The sequence below is a fragment of the Saccharospirillum sp. ABV4_185 genome (assembly GCF_056159245.1).
In genome coordinates this window covers 1,371,067-1,388,169 of the sequence record NZ_JBSWUW010000001.1, presented here as the reverse complement: position 1 = coordinate 1,388,169, position 17,103 = coordinate 1,371,067, and the positions used below count along the sequence as shown (strand labels likewise).

The 17,103-nt window shown below is 57.1% G+C and carries 12 protein-coding genes; 5 read left to right on the top strand and 7 right to left on the bottom strand.

The annotated features are described in order from the left end of the window. Positions 1-85: 85 nt before the first annotated feature. Positions 86-532: a MerR family transcriptional regulator gene (locus ACXAE6_RS06420; protein WP_475145904.1), complete on the top strand. Its 447-nt coding sequence runs from the start codon at positions 86-88 to the stop codon at positions 530-532. Between the two features lie 27 nt (positions 533-559). On the opposite strand, the gene ACXAE6_RS06415 is transcribed toward ACXAE6_RS06420, so the two are convergent. The 5 genes from ACXAE6_RS06415 to ACXAE6_RS06395 all read right to left on the bottom strand — a co-directional run bounded on the left by ACXAE6_RS06415 (position 560) and on the right by ACXAE6_RS06395 (position 6,326). Then, positions 560-1,525 (bottom strand): phytanoyl-CoA dioxygenase family protein, encoded by a 966-nt coding sequence (locus tag ACXAE6_RS06415; RefSeq protein ID WP_475145902.1) that lies wholly within the window; start codon positions 1,523-1,525, stop codon positions 560-562. Positions 1,526-1,783: 258 nt separating this feature from the next. After that, the gene (locus ACXAE6_RS06410) at positions 1,784-2,383 is read right to left on the bottom strand and encodes a 3'-5' exonuclease (RefSeq protein WP_475145899.1); all 600 of its coding nucleotides are present in this window, start codon (positions 2,381-2,383) and stop codon (positions 1,784-1,786) included. After that, the gene (locus tag ACXAE6_RS06405; RefSeq protein ID WP_475145897.1) at positions 2,376-4,247 is read right to left on the bottom strand and encodes a DUF294 nucleotidyltransferase-like domain-containing protein; all 1,872 of its coding nucleotides are present in this window, start codon (positions 4,245-4,247) and stop codon (positions 2,376-2,378) included. Before ACXAE6_RS06405 ends, ACXAE6_RS06410 begins: the two co-directional genes overlap by 8 nt. A gap of 101 nt (positions 4,248-4,348) precedes the next feature. Beyond that, entirely contained in the window at positions 4,349-6,049 is a 1,701-nt protein-coding gene (locus ACXAE6_RS06400; protein ID WP_475145894.1) for a sodium:solute symporter family protein, read from the bottom strand. Between the two features lie 10 nt (positions 6,050-6,059). Continuing rightward, a complete protein-coding gene (locus tag ACXAE6_RS06395; RefSeq protein ID WP_475145892.1) occupies positions 6,060-6,326 on the bottom strand; it encodes a DUF4212 domain-containing protein in 267 nt (88 codons plus the stop codon). Between the two features lie 258 nt (positions 6,327-6,584). Here ACXAE6_RS06395 and ACXAE6_RS06390 point away from each other — a divergent pair, with 258 nt between their 5' ends. The 4 genes from ACXAE6_RS06390 (at position 6,585) to dctP (ending at position 13,501) form a co-directional block, all read left to right on the top strand. Further along, entirely contained in the window at positions 6,585-8,207 is a 1,623-nt protein-coding gene (locus ACXAE6_RS06390) for a methyl-accepting chemotaxis protein (protein WP_475145891.1), read from the top strand. Positions 8,208-8,397: 190 nt separating this feature from the next. Further along, positions 8,398-10,026 carry a methyl-accepting chemotaxis protein gene (locus tag ACXAE6_RS06385; protein ID WP_475145889.1) on the top strand — a complete coding sequence of 543 codons (1,629 nt, stop codon included), beginning with the start codon at positions 8,398-8,400 and terminating at the stop codon, positions 10,024-10,026. A 508-nt stretch (positions 10,027-10,534) separates the two neighbouring features. Next, complete coding sequence (locus ACXAE6_RS06380; protein WP_475145886.1) at positions 10,535-12,457, top strand: methyl-accepting chemotaxis protein; 1,923 nt, start codon at positions 10,535-10,537, stop codon at positions 12,455-12,457. Positions 12,458-12,604: 147 nt separating this feature from the next. Further along, on the top strand, positions 12,605-13,501 hold the full coding sequence (gene dctP / locus ACXAE6_RS06375) for a TRAP transporter substrate-binding protein DctP (protein ID WP_475145883.1): 897 nt from the start codon (positions 12,605-12,607) through the stop codon (positions 13,499-13,501). A 182-nt stretch (positions 13,502-13,683) separates the two neighbouring features. Here dctP and ACXAE6_RS06370 read toward each other — a convergent pair whose 3' ends face one another. Continuing rightward, positions 13,684-13,875 carry a PA3496 family putative envelope integrity protein gene (locus ACXAE6_RS06370; RefSeq protein ID WP_108163513.1) on the bottom strand — a complete coding sequence of 64 codons (192 nt, stop codon included), beginning with the start codon at positions 13,873-13,875 and terminating at the stop codon, positions 13,684-13,686. Positions 13,876-14,108: 233 nt separating this feature from the next. After that, positions 14,109-16,901 carry a putative bifunctional diguanylate cyclase/phosphodiesterase gene (locus ACXAE6_RS06365; RefSeq protein WP_475145880.1) on the bottom strand — a complete coding sequence of 931 codons (2,793 nt, stop codon included), beginning with the start codon at positions 16,899-16,901 and terminating at the stop codon, positions 14,109-14,111. Positions 16,902-17,103 lie beyond the last annotated feature (202 nt).

Here is a 17,103-nt window from a genome sequence, read left to right as displayed (position 1 = left end):
CCTTATCCCCTTGTTTTGAGCTTGGACAGACTGCACTCTAATACCTAAAGCCACTTTAGCTTCAAGCACAAAAGGACGATTAAGGATGGATTACAGCATCGGCCAGGTGGCCAAACAGCTGGGCTGCAACGTCCAGACCATTCGCTATTACGAGCAGATCGGTTTGATCCAGGCGCCGCAGCGCACCGAAGGTCAGCAACGGCGTTACCGCAGTGCCGATCTCGATCGACTGATGTTTGTGCGTCACGCCCGCGAGTTGGGGTTTTCACTCGACGCCATTCGCGCCTTACTGCGCTTGTCCAATCACGCCGATGAACCTTGTCATCAGGCCGATCAGATCGCCGCCGAACAGCTGGCCGAGGTGCGCTCGCGCATCGCCCGGCTGCAGGCGCTGGAAGAAGAACTGGTCGCCATGGTTGGCCACTGCGCCAACGACACTGTGGCCAACTGCAAGGTGATTGAGGTGCTCAGTGACCATGCTTTGTGCCTGCACGAGCATCACGAGCCGCCCACTTCGCCGGCGACCTCCTAAGCCCAGTCACTCTGAGCCCAGTCCTTTCTAGACACTGTGCCCAAAGCTGTCTGCTAACGACTGACTGCTTTGCTGTTCGGTTGTGGACGGCAATCGTTGCAAAGGTTCCACCTTGCCACGGGCAGCAGCAAAGTCGGGTCTCGGCCGATTACCGCAGAAAGGTTCAACCATTTGGTTTTCGATCGAGTTATAAACAAAGAACAAATTACGTCTTGGCCAGGGCGATAAATTATTTGCCGAGGCGTGCAGTAAATTACTTTCAAATAAAATAACCGAACCGGCTGGTCCCTGCGGTGCGACCAAGCCTTTTTCTTCGCTCAACCGATGCAATACATCGGTCGTTGGCACGCCGATGGTTTGGTTTTTCAACGACGATTTCCAGTTCTGCTGCGGCGTTTTTCCACCGGTTGGCACGAACCAGCGATGCGAACCAGGGATCAACATCAGCGGCCCATTAAACTGGTTATTTTCACTGAGCAAAATCGACAAACTGAAACAACGCGGACGTGGCATGCCGTCTTCGCAATGCCAGGTTTCAAAGTCGGAATGCCAGTTAAAACCGGTGCCGGTAAAACCAGGTTTGTCGTTGATACGCGACTGATGGATATAGACTTCGCTGCCGAGAATCTGATGCGCCATATCCAACAGGCGCGGATCGCGCGTTAGCCGGTCAAAGCGTTGCGATAATTTATGAATCGCAAAGATGGAGCGGATTTCATCGGCATAGGGCTCGATAATAACCTGGTCTTTTTCCTTCAGGTCAGCATCCTTGTCGTAATCTTTCAGGTCGTCGACAAAACCCTGCATTTCCTGCGCGGAAAAGAACGATTCAAAAAATAAAAAACCCTTGTCATCGTAGTCGCGTAACTGAGCTTCGCTAAGCGGCCCGTCACGACGTGCTGACCCTTGGGTGTAGACCACGGGGTCATGACGCTCGAACGGTTCCGGTCGGTGTTCGAGGCGAGTCGGATAAGTGTCCTGTGCTTCACGCATATCAATCTCTCCCTTGACGAGTGACAGTTCAATTCGATGATTTTTTCAATACTGAGGTGATTAACAGCATCACCTTTCGGTGCCGACATGACGTCGGTCGAACGCGCAATTAAGCGGTATTTGAAGAGCCAGAACGCAACATCGGGCGATACTGCCTGGCCAGGCTGGGCACAGCGATGCTCAATCGCCCAGCGGATTTCTGTGTGAGGCTGTCAGAGTTACTTTCAAGGGTTCGGTGTAGCCGACCAGGTCACAGAATCAGCGATAGGCGCGCAACAGGTCTTTGTACGTGGCGTCCTTTCCCAGACGCGAACGAATCTGCGCCAGCAACAATTCCGCCGTCCCCAGCGCATCGCTCAAGGCGTGATGCGAACGATAAATGGGCAAGCCATAACGACGACGACAGGCCGTCAGCGTTAAATCGCGATAGCCGGGCGGCATATCGCGTGGCAGGCGTTTACGTTCGAATGCCAGGGTGTCGAGCATGGTGGGTTTGGGCCAGTGCAATTGAAAACGACGACACTGTTCTTTAAGAAAACCGCTGTCCAAAGGTGCGTGATGAAACACCCAGATATCCTCGGCGTGCTGTTGCAGGGATTGTTCTAACCAGCTGGATAATTGCGCGCCGCTTTCGCGTTGTTGATCGGTAATATGATGCAAATGAGCGCTGCCCATAACATCGTCACCCATGATGGCGCTTTGCTGAAACAAACAATGACCAGCTTGCTCAAGGCGGATTTCGCCGCCTTCAATGCTCACCCAGCCGGCACTCAGCACATGATCTTCGGCCGGGTCCAGACCGGTCAGTTCCAGATCTAAAACCCAGAAGCGTCGTTGGTACCACAGCGACTTAGCCATATTGGCCTCGGGCATAACGCTGCAGCGCCGTCTGCTGTGCCTGACCGATGGCACCGAAGGCGTCTTTAAGGTGAGCACGCATCAGCGGACTGAGTGCATCCGGGTCGAGAAAACTGGTCGGCGTTTCATCGCGGCGCACCGCTTCACTTTGTTCTTCAATGCGCAGCGCTGCGATTAAATGCCAGGCTTCGATCAGGCTGTGTGCCAGATCGGCTTCGAGCAAACCCGCCTCCAATGCCGCCTGCAAACGTGCTGTGGTGCTGACCGCGCTGATGCCACCGGCGAGCGCATAGATACGCGCCAGGTCATTGATTAACGCTACGCCACGATGTTTTAAATCGAGCGCGTCTTCGTGCGCGCCACCGCTTTCCACCACAAAGCGACGGAAAAAACCCAACGGCGGTCGGCTACGTACTGCTGTCTGAGTCAGCAACGCCAGAAAGAGGTCGGCCTTGGGAGTTCGTGCCAATAAAGCGCGGTGAATTGGCAGCAGTAAATCGGCGTCCCCATCAATGACGCGAACATCAAAAAAGATGGTGCTGTGCAGCAAGGCGTTGGGCGAGGCTTCGTCAATCCAGCGGGTGAATTGTTGTTGCCAGCCGGCTACGGATAAACGCCACTTGGGATTGCTCGCCATGATGTCACCCGGACACAACACATAGCCGCAGCGCGCCAAGGCCGGGCAAACCCAGTCGGCCAGGTGGCGAAAATAATCGGCCTCGGGTTCGTTGGGTTCACGTTCGAGTATCAGAGCGTTGTCCTGATCGGAAGCAAAAGTCTGGTCCATGCGCGCCTGTGATCCAAACGCCAGCCAGGCGAATTTCATCGGCGCCTCGCCCAGCTCTTGTTGCGCCAGCGCAATGCAGCGCTGCACAAAGGCATCGCCAATGGCCGCCAATACCCGACCCATTTCCACCGGGCTAATTTCCGCCTGCACCCAGTTGTGAATCAGCGCCGGCACGCGATGGCGCAATTCGGCCAACGCATCGAGGTTGGTCTGGCGTTGAATATCGTCGATTAAAAACAGCGGCGAAACCTGCTGGGCGCGCACCAGATCGGTGGCGGTAATCATGCCGACCAGACGCTCGCCGTCCATAACCGGCAGGTGATGAATGCGATGCTGACTCATCATTTTCTGCGCATCAAACAAGGGCGCGCTGGCGCTGACAGTAACCGGATCGGTGGTAGCAATATCGGCCACCGGGCGATGCAGATCCAAGCCTTCGGCGACGGCGCGATTGCGAATATCACGGTCGGTGACGATGCCGCCCAGAACGTCACCATCGAGCAACATCAAGGACGACACGCGCTGGTCACGCATCAGCCGGGCGGCATCCTGAATACTGGTGGTTGGTGGGCAGGCAACAGGCGCGGCCGCAGTGGTGACATCGCGCACGCTCTGCGTTAATTGCAGTTCCAGACGCGGCCGGTTCTGGCGATTGCGCGCCAGCCGGTTCAGCCGTTGTCGCTGGCTGCTGACCTGCTGAAAAAAATCGCCCACTGGATCATAGCTGGCACTCAAGGCCTTCACCGCTTCGGCGCTGAGTTTGTAGACCAGCGCATCTTCAATTGGGAACACGGTCAGGCCTTCGGGGTTGCCGGTGAGCAAGGTATTGAGACCGAATAAATCGTGCTCGCCAAGGCGGTCGAGCAATTCGCCATCGGCGGTGCGTAATTCGAAAGCGCCGGTGCGGATGATGTACAGCGTTGGCGCCAGCGCCAGGGGTTCATTAACGTGACGCGGAATGTAATCGACACTCAGGCGTTGCGCGACGTCCAATCGATCGTCCGCAGGCAGGGCCGAAAACGGTAAAGTCTCGGCGAGAAAATCGACCACATCTTTGAGATCGTCGGCATTGCTCATAACGGCCTCCTATACGCTGTTTCAGCATAGCACTGCGAGCTTTGTTCACTCATAAAAAAACCGGGGCTTGCGCCCCGGTTTTTCATCAATCACAACAGTGATCAGTGTGAAGAAGCAGCGCCAGAACCTTTCGGGAAGCGGATGCTTTCGACCACGTCTTGCACTTCATCCGGAGCATCGCCAGTCACTTTGTGAACCACGAAAGCGACCACGAAGTTCAGAATCATACCCACAGTACCGATGCCTTCCGGCGAGATACCAAACAGCCAGTTGTCAGAGACATTGGCGCCCGGGTTGATGAACTTGAAGTAGATGATGTAAGCGGCGGTGAAGGTGATACCAACAACCATGCCGGACAGCGCGCCTTCTTTGTTCATCTTCTTGTGGAAGATGCCCAGAATAATGGCTGGGAAGAAGCTCGATGCTGCCAAGCCGAAGGCAAAGGCGACCACCTGCGCCACGAAGCCGGGCGGATTAATACCCAGATAACCGGCCACAATCACAGCCACCGCAGCGGCCAAACGCGCGTACATCAATTCCTGTTTATCGGTGATATCGGGCATCAGATTTCGCTTCAACAAGTCATGCGAAATTGAGGTCGAGATCACCAGCAACAGACCCGCAGCAGTCGACAGTGCAGCCGCCATACCACCAGCAGCAACCAGCGCCACTACCCAGTTCGGCAGTTCAGCAATTTCCGGGTTAGCCAGAACCATGATGTCGCGGTCGATGCTCATTTCGTTGCGCTCATCGGCAGCGTAGAACATACGGCCATCATTGTTCTTATCGTTCCAACTGATCAGACCGGTTTTTTCCCAGTTGCTGATCCAGCTCGGGGCGTTTTCATAGAGCGTGCCCTGAGCGTCTTCGCCGTTGATGGTGTTGATCATGTTCACCCGAGCGAAAGCCGCAACGGCCGGCGCAGTGGTGTACAGGATGGCGATGAACACCAAGGCCCAACCGGCAGAGCGGCGAGCATCAGACACCTTAGGTACGGTGAAGAAACGTACGATCACGTGCGGCAAGCCAGCAGTACCGACCATCAGCGCGCAGGTAATGGCGAAGATATCGATCATCGGCTTGGAGCCTTCGGTGTACTGAGCAAAGCCCAGCTCCGTCGACAGGCCATCGAGTTTCGTCAGCAAAGAGGTGCCATCAGCAACGCTGCCCCCGAAGCCCAACTGCGGGATGATGTTGCCGGTCATCAGCAAGGAGATGAAGATCGCCGGAACGATATAAGCGAAGATCATCACGCAGTACTGAGCCACCTGGGTGTAGGTAATGCCCTTCATGCCACCGAGTACGGCGTAGAAGAAGACGATGACCATACCGATGATCACACCGGTGTTAACGCCCACTTCCAGGAAGCGCGAGAACACCACACCCACACCACGCATCTGGCCGGCCACATAGGTGAACGACACGAAGATGGCGCAGATTACGGCGATAACCCGAGCGCTTTGGCTGTAGTAACGATCACCAATGAAGTCGGGCACGGTGAACTTACCGAACTTACGCAGGTAAGGCGCCAGACACAGAGCCAGCAGCACGTAACCACCGGTCCAGCCCATCAGGTAAACCGAACCGTCATAACCGGCGAAGGAAATAATCCCTGCCATGGAAATGAAGGAGGCGGCTGACATCCAGTCCGCGGCGGTCGCCATACCGTTAGCAACGGCAGGAACACCACCACCGGCGACGTAGAAGTCGTTGGTAGAACCGGCACGCGACCAGATCGCGATGCCGATGTAGAGCGCAAAGGTCGCGCCCACAAACAGATAACTTAGGGTTTGGATATCCATGGGGCGCTCCTCAGTCTTCGTGGACGTTGTACTTGCGGTCCAATGTATTCATCTTCTTCACGTAGACGAAGATGAGCACAATGAAGGCATAAATCGCGCCTTGCTGAGCGAACCAGAAGCCCAGCTTGAACCCAAAGAATTTAATTTCGTTCAACACATCTACCAGCAGAATTCCGGCGCCGAATGAAACGACAAACCAGATCACCAGCAGTGTGAGCAACAGACGAACATTTTCACGCCAGTACTGGGCGGCGTGCTCTTTGCTCTCGAAGCTCATCGAGTTTTCCTCCATCTTGTTGTTGTTTTACTGCCACCGGACGGGACGGGATAAAGGCAGTTGCGAGCGATAGCAACCTAACACTCCGCCTGCAGGTCAGCGCTTATACTTTGGTATGGGGTTAGACCAATGGTCTAAGGCGCCTCAACGGAGCGCCCGTTTCACTAAAGCGCGCAATATCACGGTCGATAACCCAGAAACTGCATCCGTCGATGCAAAAGGCATTGTCAGTGGTATTGCCACCAAGGAGGGGCAAGCATGCTTAGACACATCTCTATCGGCCCACGACTAGGGCTTTTCTTTGCTGTTATTGTCTTATTCCTGATTGCTCTGGGCGGTTTTGCGCTGAACCAGTTGCGTTACCTGAATGACGAAATCGTCACCATCGATATTCATCGACTGCCCAGCCTGGAAGCCATCGTCAGCATCAACAGCAATTTTTTGATGGTGCGCATCCAGACGGCCAATATGCTGACCTCAGATAATGCAGCGATGGTTGAACGCTACTCCACCAATGTCGATGCCGCCCAGGCCGCTCTGGAAGACGCCAAAATTGAATTCGAAGGGCTGATGCGCGCGCCAGCCGCCATTGAGATTTATGGCCAGATGCTGGAGGGCTTTGATCAATACTGGCCGTTGAATGAACGTTTGCGGGAACTGGCGTTAGCCGGCCGCGAAGAGCAGGCAGAGCAAATTCTGGAGGCCGATCTGGCTCCGCTGGCCGCCACCATCAGTGGTAAAATTGCCGAGTTGGTGCAGTTCCAGAAACAGCGTATCCGCGATTCTTCCACCGTCGCCCAGCAAACCTTCAGCATGGCCCGGATGATGATCCTTGGCGCGATCGGCGCGGTGATCGTGCTGGTGATCTTCTGCGCCATCTGGCTGACCCGCAGCATTGTCGGACCGATCCGCCAGGCCATCGGGGTTGCCAACATCGTCGCTGATAATGATCTGACCGGCGATATCGACATCATCGGCCGCGATGAAGCCAGCCAGATGCTCAGCGCCCTACAGCGCATGAAGGAAAATCTGCGGACGACCCTGATGAGCATTAACGAATCATCCGATCAACTGGCATCCGCTTCGGAAGAACTCAGCGCGGTCAGTCGCGAATCCACCCAAGGCTTGCAGCAACAGTCTGAAGAGCTGGATCAGGCGGCGACCGCCGTTACCGAAATGACCGCCGCCATCGAAGAAGTCGCCAATAACGCCAACGAAACCGCCCAGGAATCCCAGCAGGCGGAAGAACGGTCGCGTTATGGCCTGGAGCAGGTTGGCCGCACCATCAGCTCCATCGAAAGCCTGGTGACGGTGATCAAAAACACCGCCGCCGATATTGAAGACCTGTCGTCAAAAATCGCCGACGTTACCTCGGTTTTGGACGTCATTCGCGGCATTGCCGAACAAACCAACCTCTTGGCATTGAACGCCGCCATCGAAGCGGCCCGGGCGGGCGAACACGGCCGCGGTTTCGCGGTGGTCGCCGACGAAGTACGCAGCCTGGCACAACGCACCGCCGATTCGACACACGAGATTGAACGCATCATCGAGGCGGTGGAAGCGGGCTCCGAACGCGCTGTCGGTGCCATGAACACGAGCAACGACAGTGCCGGCAGCACCCTGGAAACGGGCCGTGAAGCCGGCGAAGCCCTGAACGCCATCGCCGCCCTGATCAGCAGCATCAGCAACCACAACACCGCCTCGGCCAGTGCCGCCGAACAACAAGCAAAGGTCGCGCGGGAAGTGGACCGTAACCTGATCACGGTGCGCGACCTGGCGACCCAGACCGCCGCCGGCGCCGAGCAGGCCAATGCCTCCAGTCAGGAGCTGGCGCGGCTGGCGGAGCAACTCAACAAACTCGTGGGTCATTTCAAGTTGTAAGCCGCCCACCGTGCTCTGGGCAGCAGGCCGCTCAGTCTGCTGCCCAAAAACGACCTGAGTGACGCTAAAACACCTTAACCAGCCGCAATCAGAACCTAGCTGGCCCCGGTCTTGCGTTAGTTTTCGGCCATTCACTGGTTTCTCTTATTCCGTAGCGTTTTCGCTCGCAGTAAGGGTTTGGAGACATCGCATGCTGCGTAGAATCAATATCGGATTACGGCTGGCGCTGATTCTCGGCACGACGCTGGTTCTGCTCTTTGGTCTGGGGCTTTACGGCCTGCAACGTCTGGGGCAACTCAAAGATGAAATTACCCAGATCGACGCTCAGAACGTGCCCACCCTGATTGCGGTGAGCAACCTCAACAACGCCTTTATGCAGGTGCGCACCCAGACCGCCAACCTGATGTCGGCGCTGACCTCGACACAGCGCGAGCTGCTTCGCACCAAACTCGACCAGGCACGGGAAGATTTGAACCAAGCCAAGGCCAATTACGCCGCCCTGGTGCAAACCGAAAGCGGGCAGGCGATGCTGGCGGAGATCGAGACGGATCTGGCCGCCTACTGGCAACTGAACGATCGCGTCTGGGAAATGGTGGCCGGCTTCGACAACATCGGTGCCCGCGACATGCTCGATGAAGACGCCGCGCCGCTGGCCGCCGCCATCGACGAACGCATTCACGCCACCATCGACGAACAGAAAAACCGCATCGCCGCCGTGGCGGATATCGCCAATCGCAGTTACCTTCAGACGCAACTGACCACCCTGGGATTATTAGCCGGCATCGCGGTGCTGATTCTGCTGCTGTCCTGGCGGTTAACCCGCTCAGTAACCGGCCCGCTGCGCGAAGCGGTGCAGATTGCCAACCACATCGCCGCCAACGACCTGACCAGCGACATCCAGCTAAGCGGTCACGACGAGGCCACCGAATTGATGCAGGCGCTGGTGCGCATGCAGGACAATCTGCGCGACACCCTGGCCAGCTTGTCCAACTCCTCAGCACAACTGAGCACCGCCTCCGACGCCCTGAGCAGCATCACCAATGCCGCCAACGACAGCGCTCAACGCCAGTCAGAAGAAATTGAACAGGCCGCCACGGCGGTGAATGAATTAACCGCGGCCATCGAGGAAGTCGCCGGCAACGCCACCAGCACCGCCGACCAATCGCGCCAGGCCGACGAGCGTACCCGCTATGGTTTAGGCAAGGTGGACGCCACCCTGAGCGCCATCGAAGAGTTGGTGAGCAGCGTGCAAAACAACGCCCAAAGCATGGAAAGCCTGGCAAACCGGGTAACCGACGTTGGCTCGGTGCTGGAAGTGATTGGTGAAATTGCCGATCAGACTAACTTACTGGCGTTAAATGCGGCCATCGAAGCGGCCCGCGCCGGTGAACACGGCCGCGGTTTTGCGGTGGTTGCCGAAGAAGTGCGCGGTCTGGCGCAACGCACGGCGGATTCTATCGCCGAAATCGAAACCATCATCGAAGCGGTGCAAAGTGGCACCGAAACCGCGGTGGGGGCCATGCGGTCCAACAACGAGCAGGCCAGCCACACCCTGACCAGCGGACGTGAAGCGGCCGATGCCTTATCGACCATCGCCACCCTGATCAGCGATATCAACGACCGCAATATGGCGTCCGCCAGCGCCGCTGAACAGCAGGCATCGGTCGCCAAGGAAGTGGATCGTAATCTGGTCACGCTGCGTGATCTGAGCAACGAAACCGCCCAGGGTTCGCAACAGGTGCAAACCTCCAGTGACGATTTGGCACAGTTGGCGGCGAGCATGAATGAACTGGTGGCGCGTTTTAAAGTATCGGCCTGAAGCCAAAACCCAGCTGATACCACAGCGTTCGAGAGGCGCTCTGGTATCAGCAACGCACTGCCTGCTGACAAGCTGGATTGCAAACACCGCGGCTAAGATTGTGCGTCCCATCCGCCGAACATCACCACCCGTTTTGCCGGCGCTGCTTCGACCTGTGCTGAACCCAGCAGTAAAGCCTTATTGCAGAGCGGTTACCGCGTTTATCTCAGCCCCAAAAAACCGCCATTATCCCCAGCAAATAACGCAAACAAATCCCATTTCTAACCGCCTGAAAATCTAGCAGTGGTCAGCGTTTGACAGCTATATAAGCAACGCCTAAATAAGTGATAACAGCCAATAATAAGGCTGATCTCTTCCGAATCGCTGCGGTGTTACTGCGCCCTTGGACAGCGATGAGTCATCGCTTGTGTGCACTGTTGCAGATGTTGTTAGCAAAACGTTTTCGCGGGTTCCAAAAAGACCGGCGCGAACTGTTATTGGCTGTTAATTGGAAAAGGAGCAGACCCTTATGTCTGTCAGAAAAAAGTTCTCCCTGGCAGTGACCTTGTTGATCTCGCTGGTCATCGCCATCACAGCGATTTTTACCGTTATTTCGCGCAACCATGAGTTGACACAAACCGCAGAAAACCAGGCCCAACAAGCGGGCAGCCGTATGATTCGACTGCTGACCATCACCGACTCCATCATGATGGATCGCGTGCGCAGCAGTATGGCGGTGCTGATCAAGCGCGGCCAGGCCATCGGCACCCCCCGCCTGGCTGGTGATACTCAGGTCGGCGAACGCTCCGTGCCGCAACTCTGGCTCGGTGGCGATGCCCAGGCCAATCGCTATGATCTGGTCGACGAACTCACCGCCGATATGGGCGGCACCGCCACGCTCTTTGTGTTCGACGGCGAAAACTATGTGCGCGTTTCCACCAACGTCCAGAACGAAGGTAAGCGCGCCACTGGCACCATTCTGACCCCCGGCGGCGCGGCTTTTCGCGCCATCGAATCCGGCCAGGCGTTTTATGGCCAGGTCGATATTCTTGGCAAACCCTATCTCACCGGCTACGCGCCCATGTTCAACGCTCGCAATGAGGTGGTGGGTATCTGGTACGTCGGTTATTCAGCCGATATGAGCGTGCTCGAAAGTGCCATTGCCGAAGCTTCGGTGCTCGAGGATGGCTTTACCGCTCTGGTCGACGACAAAGGCCGTCTGCGCATGCATTCCAGCAATGTCGACACCGCCACCGTCGAAGCGGCGTTGAAGGGTGATCACGATCACTGGGCGTTCACTGAAACGAATTTTGATCGCTGGGGTTACAAGGTCGTCTCGACCTATTCACGCCATGAACTTAACAGCATTATTTTGTCCGATTCACTGCTGATCGCCGGTGCCATTATCGTCATCGGCGCGCTGCTGATTGTGGCGATCAATCTGTTGCTGTCGACCGTAGTCACCCGACCGATGCAGCGCATGATTCGTCTGGTCAACGACATTGCCGAAGGTGAGGGCGATTTGACGGCGCGCTTTGCGTCCAACAGTCGCGATGAATTCGGCCAGATGGCCAAGGGTTTCGACAAGCTGCTGGCCAAGGTGCAGGACACCATTCGCAGCGTCGGCCAGTCATCAATAGAAGTACTGAATGCGGCCCAGGGTTTGCGGACGGTGGCGGAGCAATCCAGTCTGTCGATCGGTCGGCAGACCGCCGATACCGAACAGGTCGCCACCTCCATGCACGAGATGTCGATGACCGCTCAGAACGTCGCCGACAGCGCCAGTGCCGCCGAAGCCGCCGCACGCTCGGCCGACAGCCAGGCACACAGTGGTCATGATCTGGTGCAGCAGACCATCCAGGTCATCGAACAACAGGCCAAGACCATTGCCGATTGCGCCCGTGCCGTCGAAGAACTCGACCAACACAGCGACGCCATCAGCGGTGTGTTGGAAGTGATTCACGGCATCGCCGAACAGACCAACCTGCTGGCCCTGAACGCAGCCATCGAAGCGGCACGCGCCGGCGAACAAGGCCGGGGTTTTGCGGTCGTTGCTGATGAAGTACGGATGCTGGCCAACCGCACTCAGGATTCCATCGACTCTATTCGCAGTCAGATTGAACAGCTGCAGAACGGCGCCAAAGCCACGGCGCGGATGATGAGCTCCACTCAGGATCTGTCCGAAAACCTGACCTCCAAAGCCGAGGAATCCGGTTCGGCCATCAATCAGGTCCGGCAAGCGGTGGGCAGCATTACCGAACGCAATGCCGATATCGCCAGCGCCGCCGAAGAGCAGAGCCGTGTGGCTGAAGACATCAACACCACCCTGGAGCGCATTCATGGCAACGCTCAGGACACCGCCACCCAGGCCAACCAGACCCGCAGCGCCAGCGAAACCATGATCCGCCTGGCTGAAAGCCTGCAACAGCAGTTAGCGCACTATAAGGTTTGAACTACAAGGTTTGAGTGTCAGCACCCTCAGGGATTGAGGGCCGCTTTTTTGCCTTTTGCCTTTCGCCTTGTCCAGCACAAACGCCGCCACTGCAACAGCTTTGCAACAGGTCCGCTTTAAGCTGTCAGCTTTTTGCACGGAGCCTTTATGCGAGCCTTGCTGAGTTCCCTTTTGACGTTGTGTTTTGTGGCATCGGCGCAGGCCGTCGAACTGAAAATCGCCACTCAATATCCACCCGGATCCGTGGCGGTCACCAGCCTAAACGCCTTAGCTCACGACTTGTCCAACGCCACCGGCGGCGAGTTGGAGCTCAAGCTCTATCCCAGCGGGGTAATGGGCAACGATCCAACGGTGCTGCGCAAGATTCGCGTCGGTCAGTTGCACGGCGCCCTGGTCTCGAGCAGCACCCTGTCACTGCTGAACGTCCCGGCTGACGGCATCAGTCAGCCGTTTCAATTTGATTCACTGGATGCCGTGGATACGGCTCGCGATCAATTCGATCCGCGCATTCGTGCCCAGTTAAACGAACAGGGCTGGCACGGTTTCGGTCCGCTCGACGGTGGCTTTGCTTTTTTAATGTCGCAGCAACCGGTGGAGGGCATGGCCGGTTTGCAGGCGAGCAAACTCTGGCTGCCGGATACACCAACGGTGCGGAATTTCAGCAGCAGTGTGGCTATCGACTTTGCGGTTCTGGGCGTGGGTGATGTCTTGGCGGCGCTCGAAACCGGTGCAATCGACGCTCTGATTGCACCACCAGCGGCCGCCCTGACCTTAAACTGGCACAGCCGACTGGATTATCTGACCGACCAGCCGGTGGTCTACACCTGGGGTATGTTGATCTTGCCGGAACGGGCGGTGGCGCGACTGTCGGACGCGCAGCGCGAGGCGCTGTTCAGCCGCCTGGATCGCTGGGCCGCTGAGTTGGATGCGCAGATGCGACAATCCAATGCCTCGGCTCGCACCGCCCTGTTGAGTCTGCTCACCCCGGTCGCCTTTGCGCCGGCCGAGCTGGCTGAGCTGCGTCAGCAACTGCCGACGCCCTGAGTGACACCTTGAGCGACGCCTCTGGTGTCGCATCTGTCCGCAGTTGTGGAGCAATTCCGCGGTTAATCCCCAACCATGCCGGTTGGGTAACGCTTGGTAACACCCGGGTGTGAGCTTGTGTAACAAGGGTGACGGCCATAAAAAAAGCGCCCTAGGGCGCTTTTCGCGGTCTTAACGACCGATCAGAACAGTTCCAGATCCAAATCATCCAGATCCTTCCGCAAGCGATTTTGCTCCAGATGGTCTTCAATCGCGCGACGCGCCGCCAACCGACGATGATTGGTGGAACGCTTGTTTTCGCTGGTATCTGCCGGTTTGTGCAGTTGATTGTCCTCGATATTAGCCAGTTCCAAATCAAACAGATTCACAGACATGAGATCAGCTCCTTTAAATGGCGACTGCCGTTTCTTGTTCTTTTTTGGTTTATCGACGCCGGGTACCTGGTTGGTGCCCGAACGAAAAACACATTTTAGTCAGCGGCTGTGGCAAAACTGTGAACGCCTGAAAGGACTCACTTTCGGCCCCCAGCTGCGACCAGGTGGCAAAATGTAAGCAGGATATGTGCCCATGCGAGAAAGGTTCTCAGACGCAAGACCAATCTGCGTTGTCAATGCACGCGATCGGTGCTGTCGAATACCTGTGGCAGGTTGGTGTGACGGATCAGGGTAAACATCTCTTCCGCCGGCAGCGGCCGGCTGATCAAATAACCCTGGGCATGACCACAGCCGAGTCGTTTCAGATAATTCAGTTGCTCACGGCTTTCCACACCCTCGGCGACCACGCCCATCTTGAGACTGTCGGCCATGGCCATAATGGCTTCGATCACTGGGCTGCTTTCACCCTGACGCCATTCCTGCAGAAAGGAGCGGTCAATTTTCAGCGCCTGAATCGGGAAACGCTTGAGGTAGTTAAGCGAGGTGTAGCCGGTGCCGAAGTCATCCAGCGTCAGGCCGACACCCAGGGTGCGCAGCTGGTTGAGAAAATCCTGAGCGTGATTGGCGTCTTCCATCAGCATGGCTTCGGTCACTTCCAGTTCCAGGTAGCGCGCTTCCAGACCACTTTGTTTAAGGGCATTGGCGACGCGATCATAAAGATCGTCGCGGTAGACCTGACTGGCCGAAAGATTGACCGATACGGCGATGTCACCCAGCCCCTGACGTTGCCAGCGCGCCGCATCGACACAGGCGCGTTGCAGCACGGCATCGCTGATGCGGCCAATCAGACCGGCATCGATGGCCAGTGGAATAAAGTCTTCCGGATCGATCGGGCCACGCTGCGGATGTTGCCAACGCACCAGCGCTTCGACCGAATCGATCATGCCGGTTTTCAGATTCAGCTTGGGCTGGTAATCGACACTCAACTGATCGGTGGTCGCGGCCTGGCTGAGTTCCTCCACCAGCTTGCGGCGTTCGGCCGGACGGTCGCTCAACGCCTGACGGTAGAACAGCAGCGTATTGCCGCCGCGCTGTCGTGCCTGACCCATGGCGGTGATGGCCTGGTTCAACAGCTGGTGCAGATTATCGCGATGCACCAGACAGACGCCCATGCTGGCGGTGATGATCAGTTCGTGTTCGCCAATCAGGCAGGGCCGGCTGACTTCTTCGAGCGCCATCAGCAAAGCGGTATCAAGCGCCTGCCGATCGCCGCCATAATCGAGCAGCAACGCAAATTCATCGCCGCCGAGGCGGGCGACCGAACGCACCGGATCCTGCAGATTGTTCAGGCGGGCGGAGACATCGCGCAGCAACTGATCACCGACGTCCTGGCCCAGGCTTTCGTTGATCGCCTTAAAGCGATCGAGGTTCATCACCGCCACCGCGTATTGGTTCGACATCAACGGCTCATGGCTTTCGAACTGCTTGAGCAATTGATGGAAGTAAGCTCGATTGAACAGGCCGGTCAGCTTGTCATAGTTGTTCAGATAATCGAGTTCCAGCGCTTTGTTTTGCTGCTCGGTCAGATCGCGGGCGATGCCCAGATAATGACTGGTACGACCATCGGTGCTGCGAATGGCGCTCAGCGTCAGCCGCATCGGAAACCGATAATGACCATCGCGCAGCGCTACGATCTCGCCCTGCCAACGGCCGTTGTTGGTCATGCCCTGGGCGATGCGATTGCGCTGTTCGGTGCGAATCACATCGAACAGACCCTGGCCGACCAGCTGGCTTTTCTGCCGCCCGATTATCTGGCTGAACACCCGGTTGCAGGTGCGCAGACGCTGATCGCTATCGAGCACAAAGACGCCATCGGGGCTGTTATTGAACAGCGATGACGACAGTCGTAATTCTTCCTGCAAGCGCATGTCTTTGGAAATATCACGGCGCGTGCCCACCATGCGTTGGGGCCGGCCCTGATCGTCACGAGAAATCACCCGGCCGCTGTCTTCCAGCCAGATCGGGCGATCGGCATCGGGGCGGTGCAGGCGGTAACGGGCGTGGTAAAACCGGGTGCGCCCTTTCAGATGGGCACGCAGCGCCCGGCGCACCAGAGCGCGGTCGGCCGCATCGACCCAGGCTTCGAGATCGATGTAATCGACCGCGTCGGTCACCTGACCAAAAAACCGCTGCTGATCGGAGTGATAGACGCGCCGGCCGGTGATGTCCCAATCCCAGAAACCAATACCGCTGGCGGCCATCGCCATGTTCATCTGTTCTTCGCTTTTCAGCAGCGTCTGGTTGACCTGCTGGCGCAGGCCGACTTCATCGTTCAGGCGTTGGTTAATCGCTTCCAGCTCGGCGGTGCGACGGCTGACAATACTTTCCAACTCATCGCTGTGGCGCGACAACTGAGTAGCCAGACGGCGGCGGTCGATCAGACTTTCCAGGTTGCGTTTCGCCATATTGCTGGCCTGCCAGGAAGCCAGCAGAATCAGCAACATCAGTGGCAAATGCAGTTCGATCAAGGTCTGGTTCGGTAACCCTGGTTCTGCAAAGACGGGAATCAACAACACCGGCAGACAGGCCGCCACCTGGCTGCGCCACTGTGGAATCAGCGCGATGCAGGACAGCACCGCATAGGCAATCCCCAGGGTCAGACAGAGCCCGCCAGCGCTCGCCTGAACGCCCCAGTAAATGCCGTGCACCACGGCCAGCGCGCTAATCCAGATATCCGGCCGCCAGCCTGGCCGCTGTTTCAGATGCTGCCCGCCCCAATGCGCAAACGCGATACCCACCAGCGTTAACAAGGCCATCAGACCCAACTCATAACCGGCAAAGGGTGCCTCACGCATGATCGTGCAGACGCTGGCCAACAGCCACGAACTGATCCACAGCAGCGAGCTATAACGCAGCATCAGCGAATGGCGTAGAAAACGCAGCGTGTCCTGGGGTTGATGCATCAGCAGATCGCCATGGCTCGGCGTAATACCGAGATGAGAGTAATTTGCATCAGTATAGTTCATTTTTGGCGCTTTACCGGCCAATACCGATAACGGTCGTCGGCCTGGAACAGGCGGGAACCAGGGCATCATTACTCCAGGGCCTGCTGTTTGGACGAGGGCTTGTTGCTGCGCAATGCCGGTACCGCTATTAGCCGATTAACCGCGTGGCAAAATCAGTGAGGCTGAGGTTGCCAGCCTCGCTGGCTGACAAACAGACGCCATC

What these genes read in the sequence shown, in the direction of transcription:
- ACXAE6_RS06420 (WP_475145904.1), top strand. Translation starts at nt 86, where the DNA reads ATGGATTACAGCATCGGCCAGGTGGCCAAACAGCTGGGCTGCAACGTC.
- ACXAE6_RS06415 (WP_475145902.1), bottom strand. Translation starts at nt 1,525, where the DNA reads ATGCGTGAAGCACAGGACACTTATCCGACTCGCCTCGAACACCGACCG.
- ACXAE6_RS06410 (WP_475145899.1), bottom strand. Translation starts at nt 2,383, where the DNA reads ATGGCTAAGTCGCTGTGGTACCAACGACGCTTCTGGGTTTTAGATCTG.
- ACXAE6_RS06405 (WP_475145897.1), bottom strand. Translation starts at nt 4,247, where the DNA reads ATGAGCAATGCCGACGATCTCAAAGATGTGGTCGATTTTCTCGCCGAG.
- ACXAE6_RS06400 (WP_475145894.1), bottom strand. Translation starts at nt 6,049, where the DNA reads ATGGATATCCAAACCCTAAGTTATCTGTTTGTGGGCGCGACCTTTGCG.
- ACXAE6_RS06395 (WP_475145892.1), bottom strand. Translation starts at nt 6,326, where the DNA reads ATGAGCTTCGAGAGCAAAGAGCACGCCGCCCAGTACTGGCGTGAAAAT.
- ACXAE6_RS06390 (WP_475145891.1), top strand. Translation starts at nt 6,585, where the DNA reads ATGCTTAGACACATCTCTATCGGCCCACGACTAGGGCTTTTCTTTGCT.
- ACXAE6_RS06385 (WP_475145889.1), top strand. Translation starts at nt 8,398, where the DNA reads ATGCTGCGTAGAATCAATATCGGATTACGGCTGGCGCTGATTCTCGGC.
- ACXAE6_RS06380 (WP_475145886.1), top strand. Translation starts at nt 10,535, where the DNA reads ATGTCTGTCAGAAAAAAGTTCTCCCTGGCAGTGACCTTGTTGATCTCG.
- dctP (WP_475145883.1), top strand. Translation starts at nt 12,605, where the DNA reads ATGCGAGCCTTGCTGAGTTCCCTTTTGACGTTGTGTTTTGTGGCATCG.
- ACXAE6_RS06370 (WP_108163513.1), bottom strand. Translation starts at nt 13,875, where the DNA reads ATGTCTGTGAATCTGTTTGATTTGGAACTGGCTAATATCGAGGACAAT.
- ACXAE6_RS06365 (WP_475145880.1), bottom strand. Translation starts at nt 16,901, where the DNA reads ATGAACTATACTGATGCAAATTACTCTCATCTCGGTATTACGCCGAGC.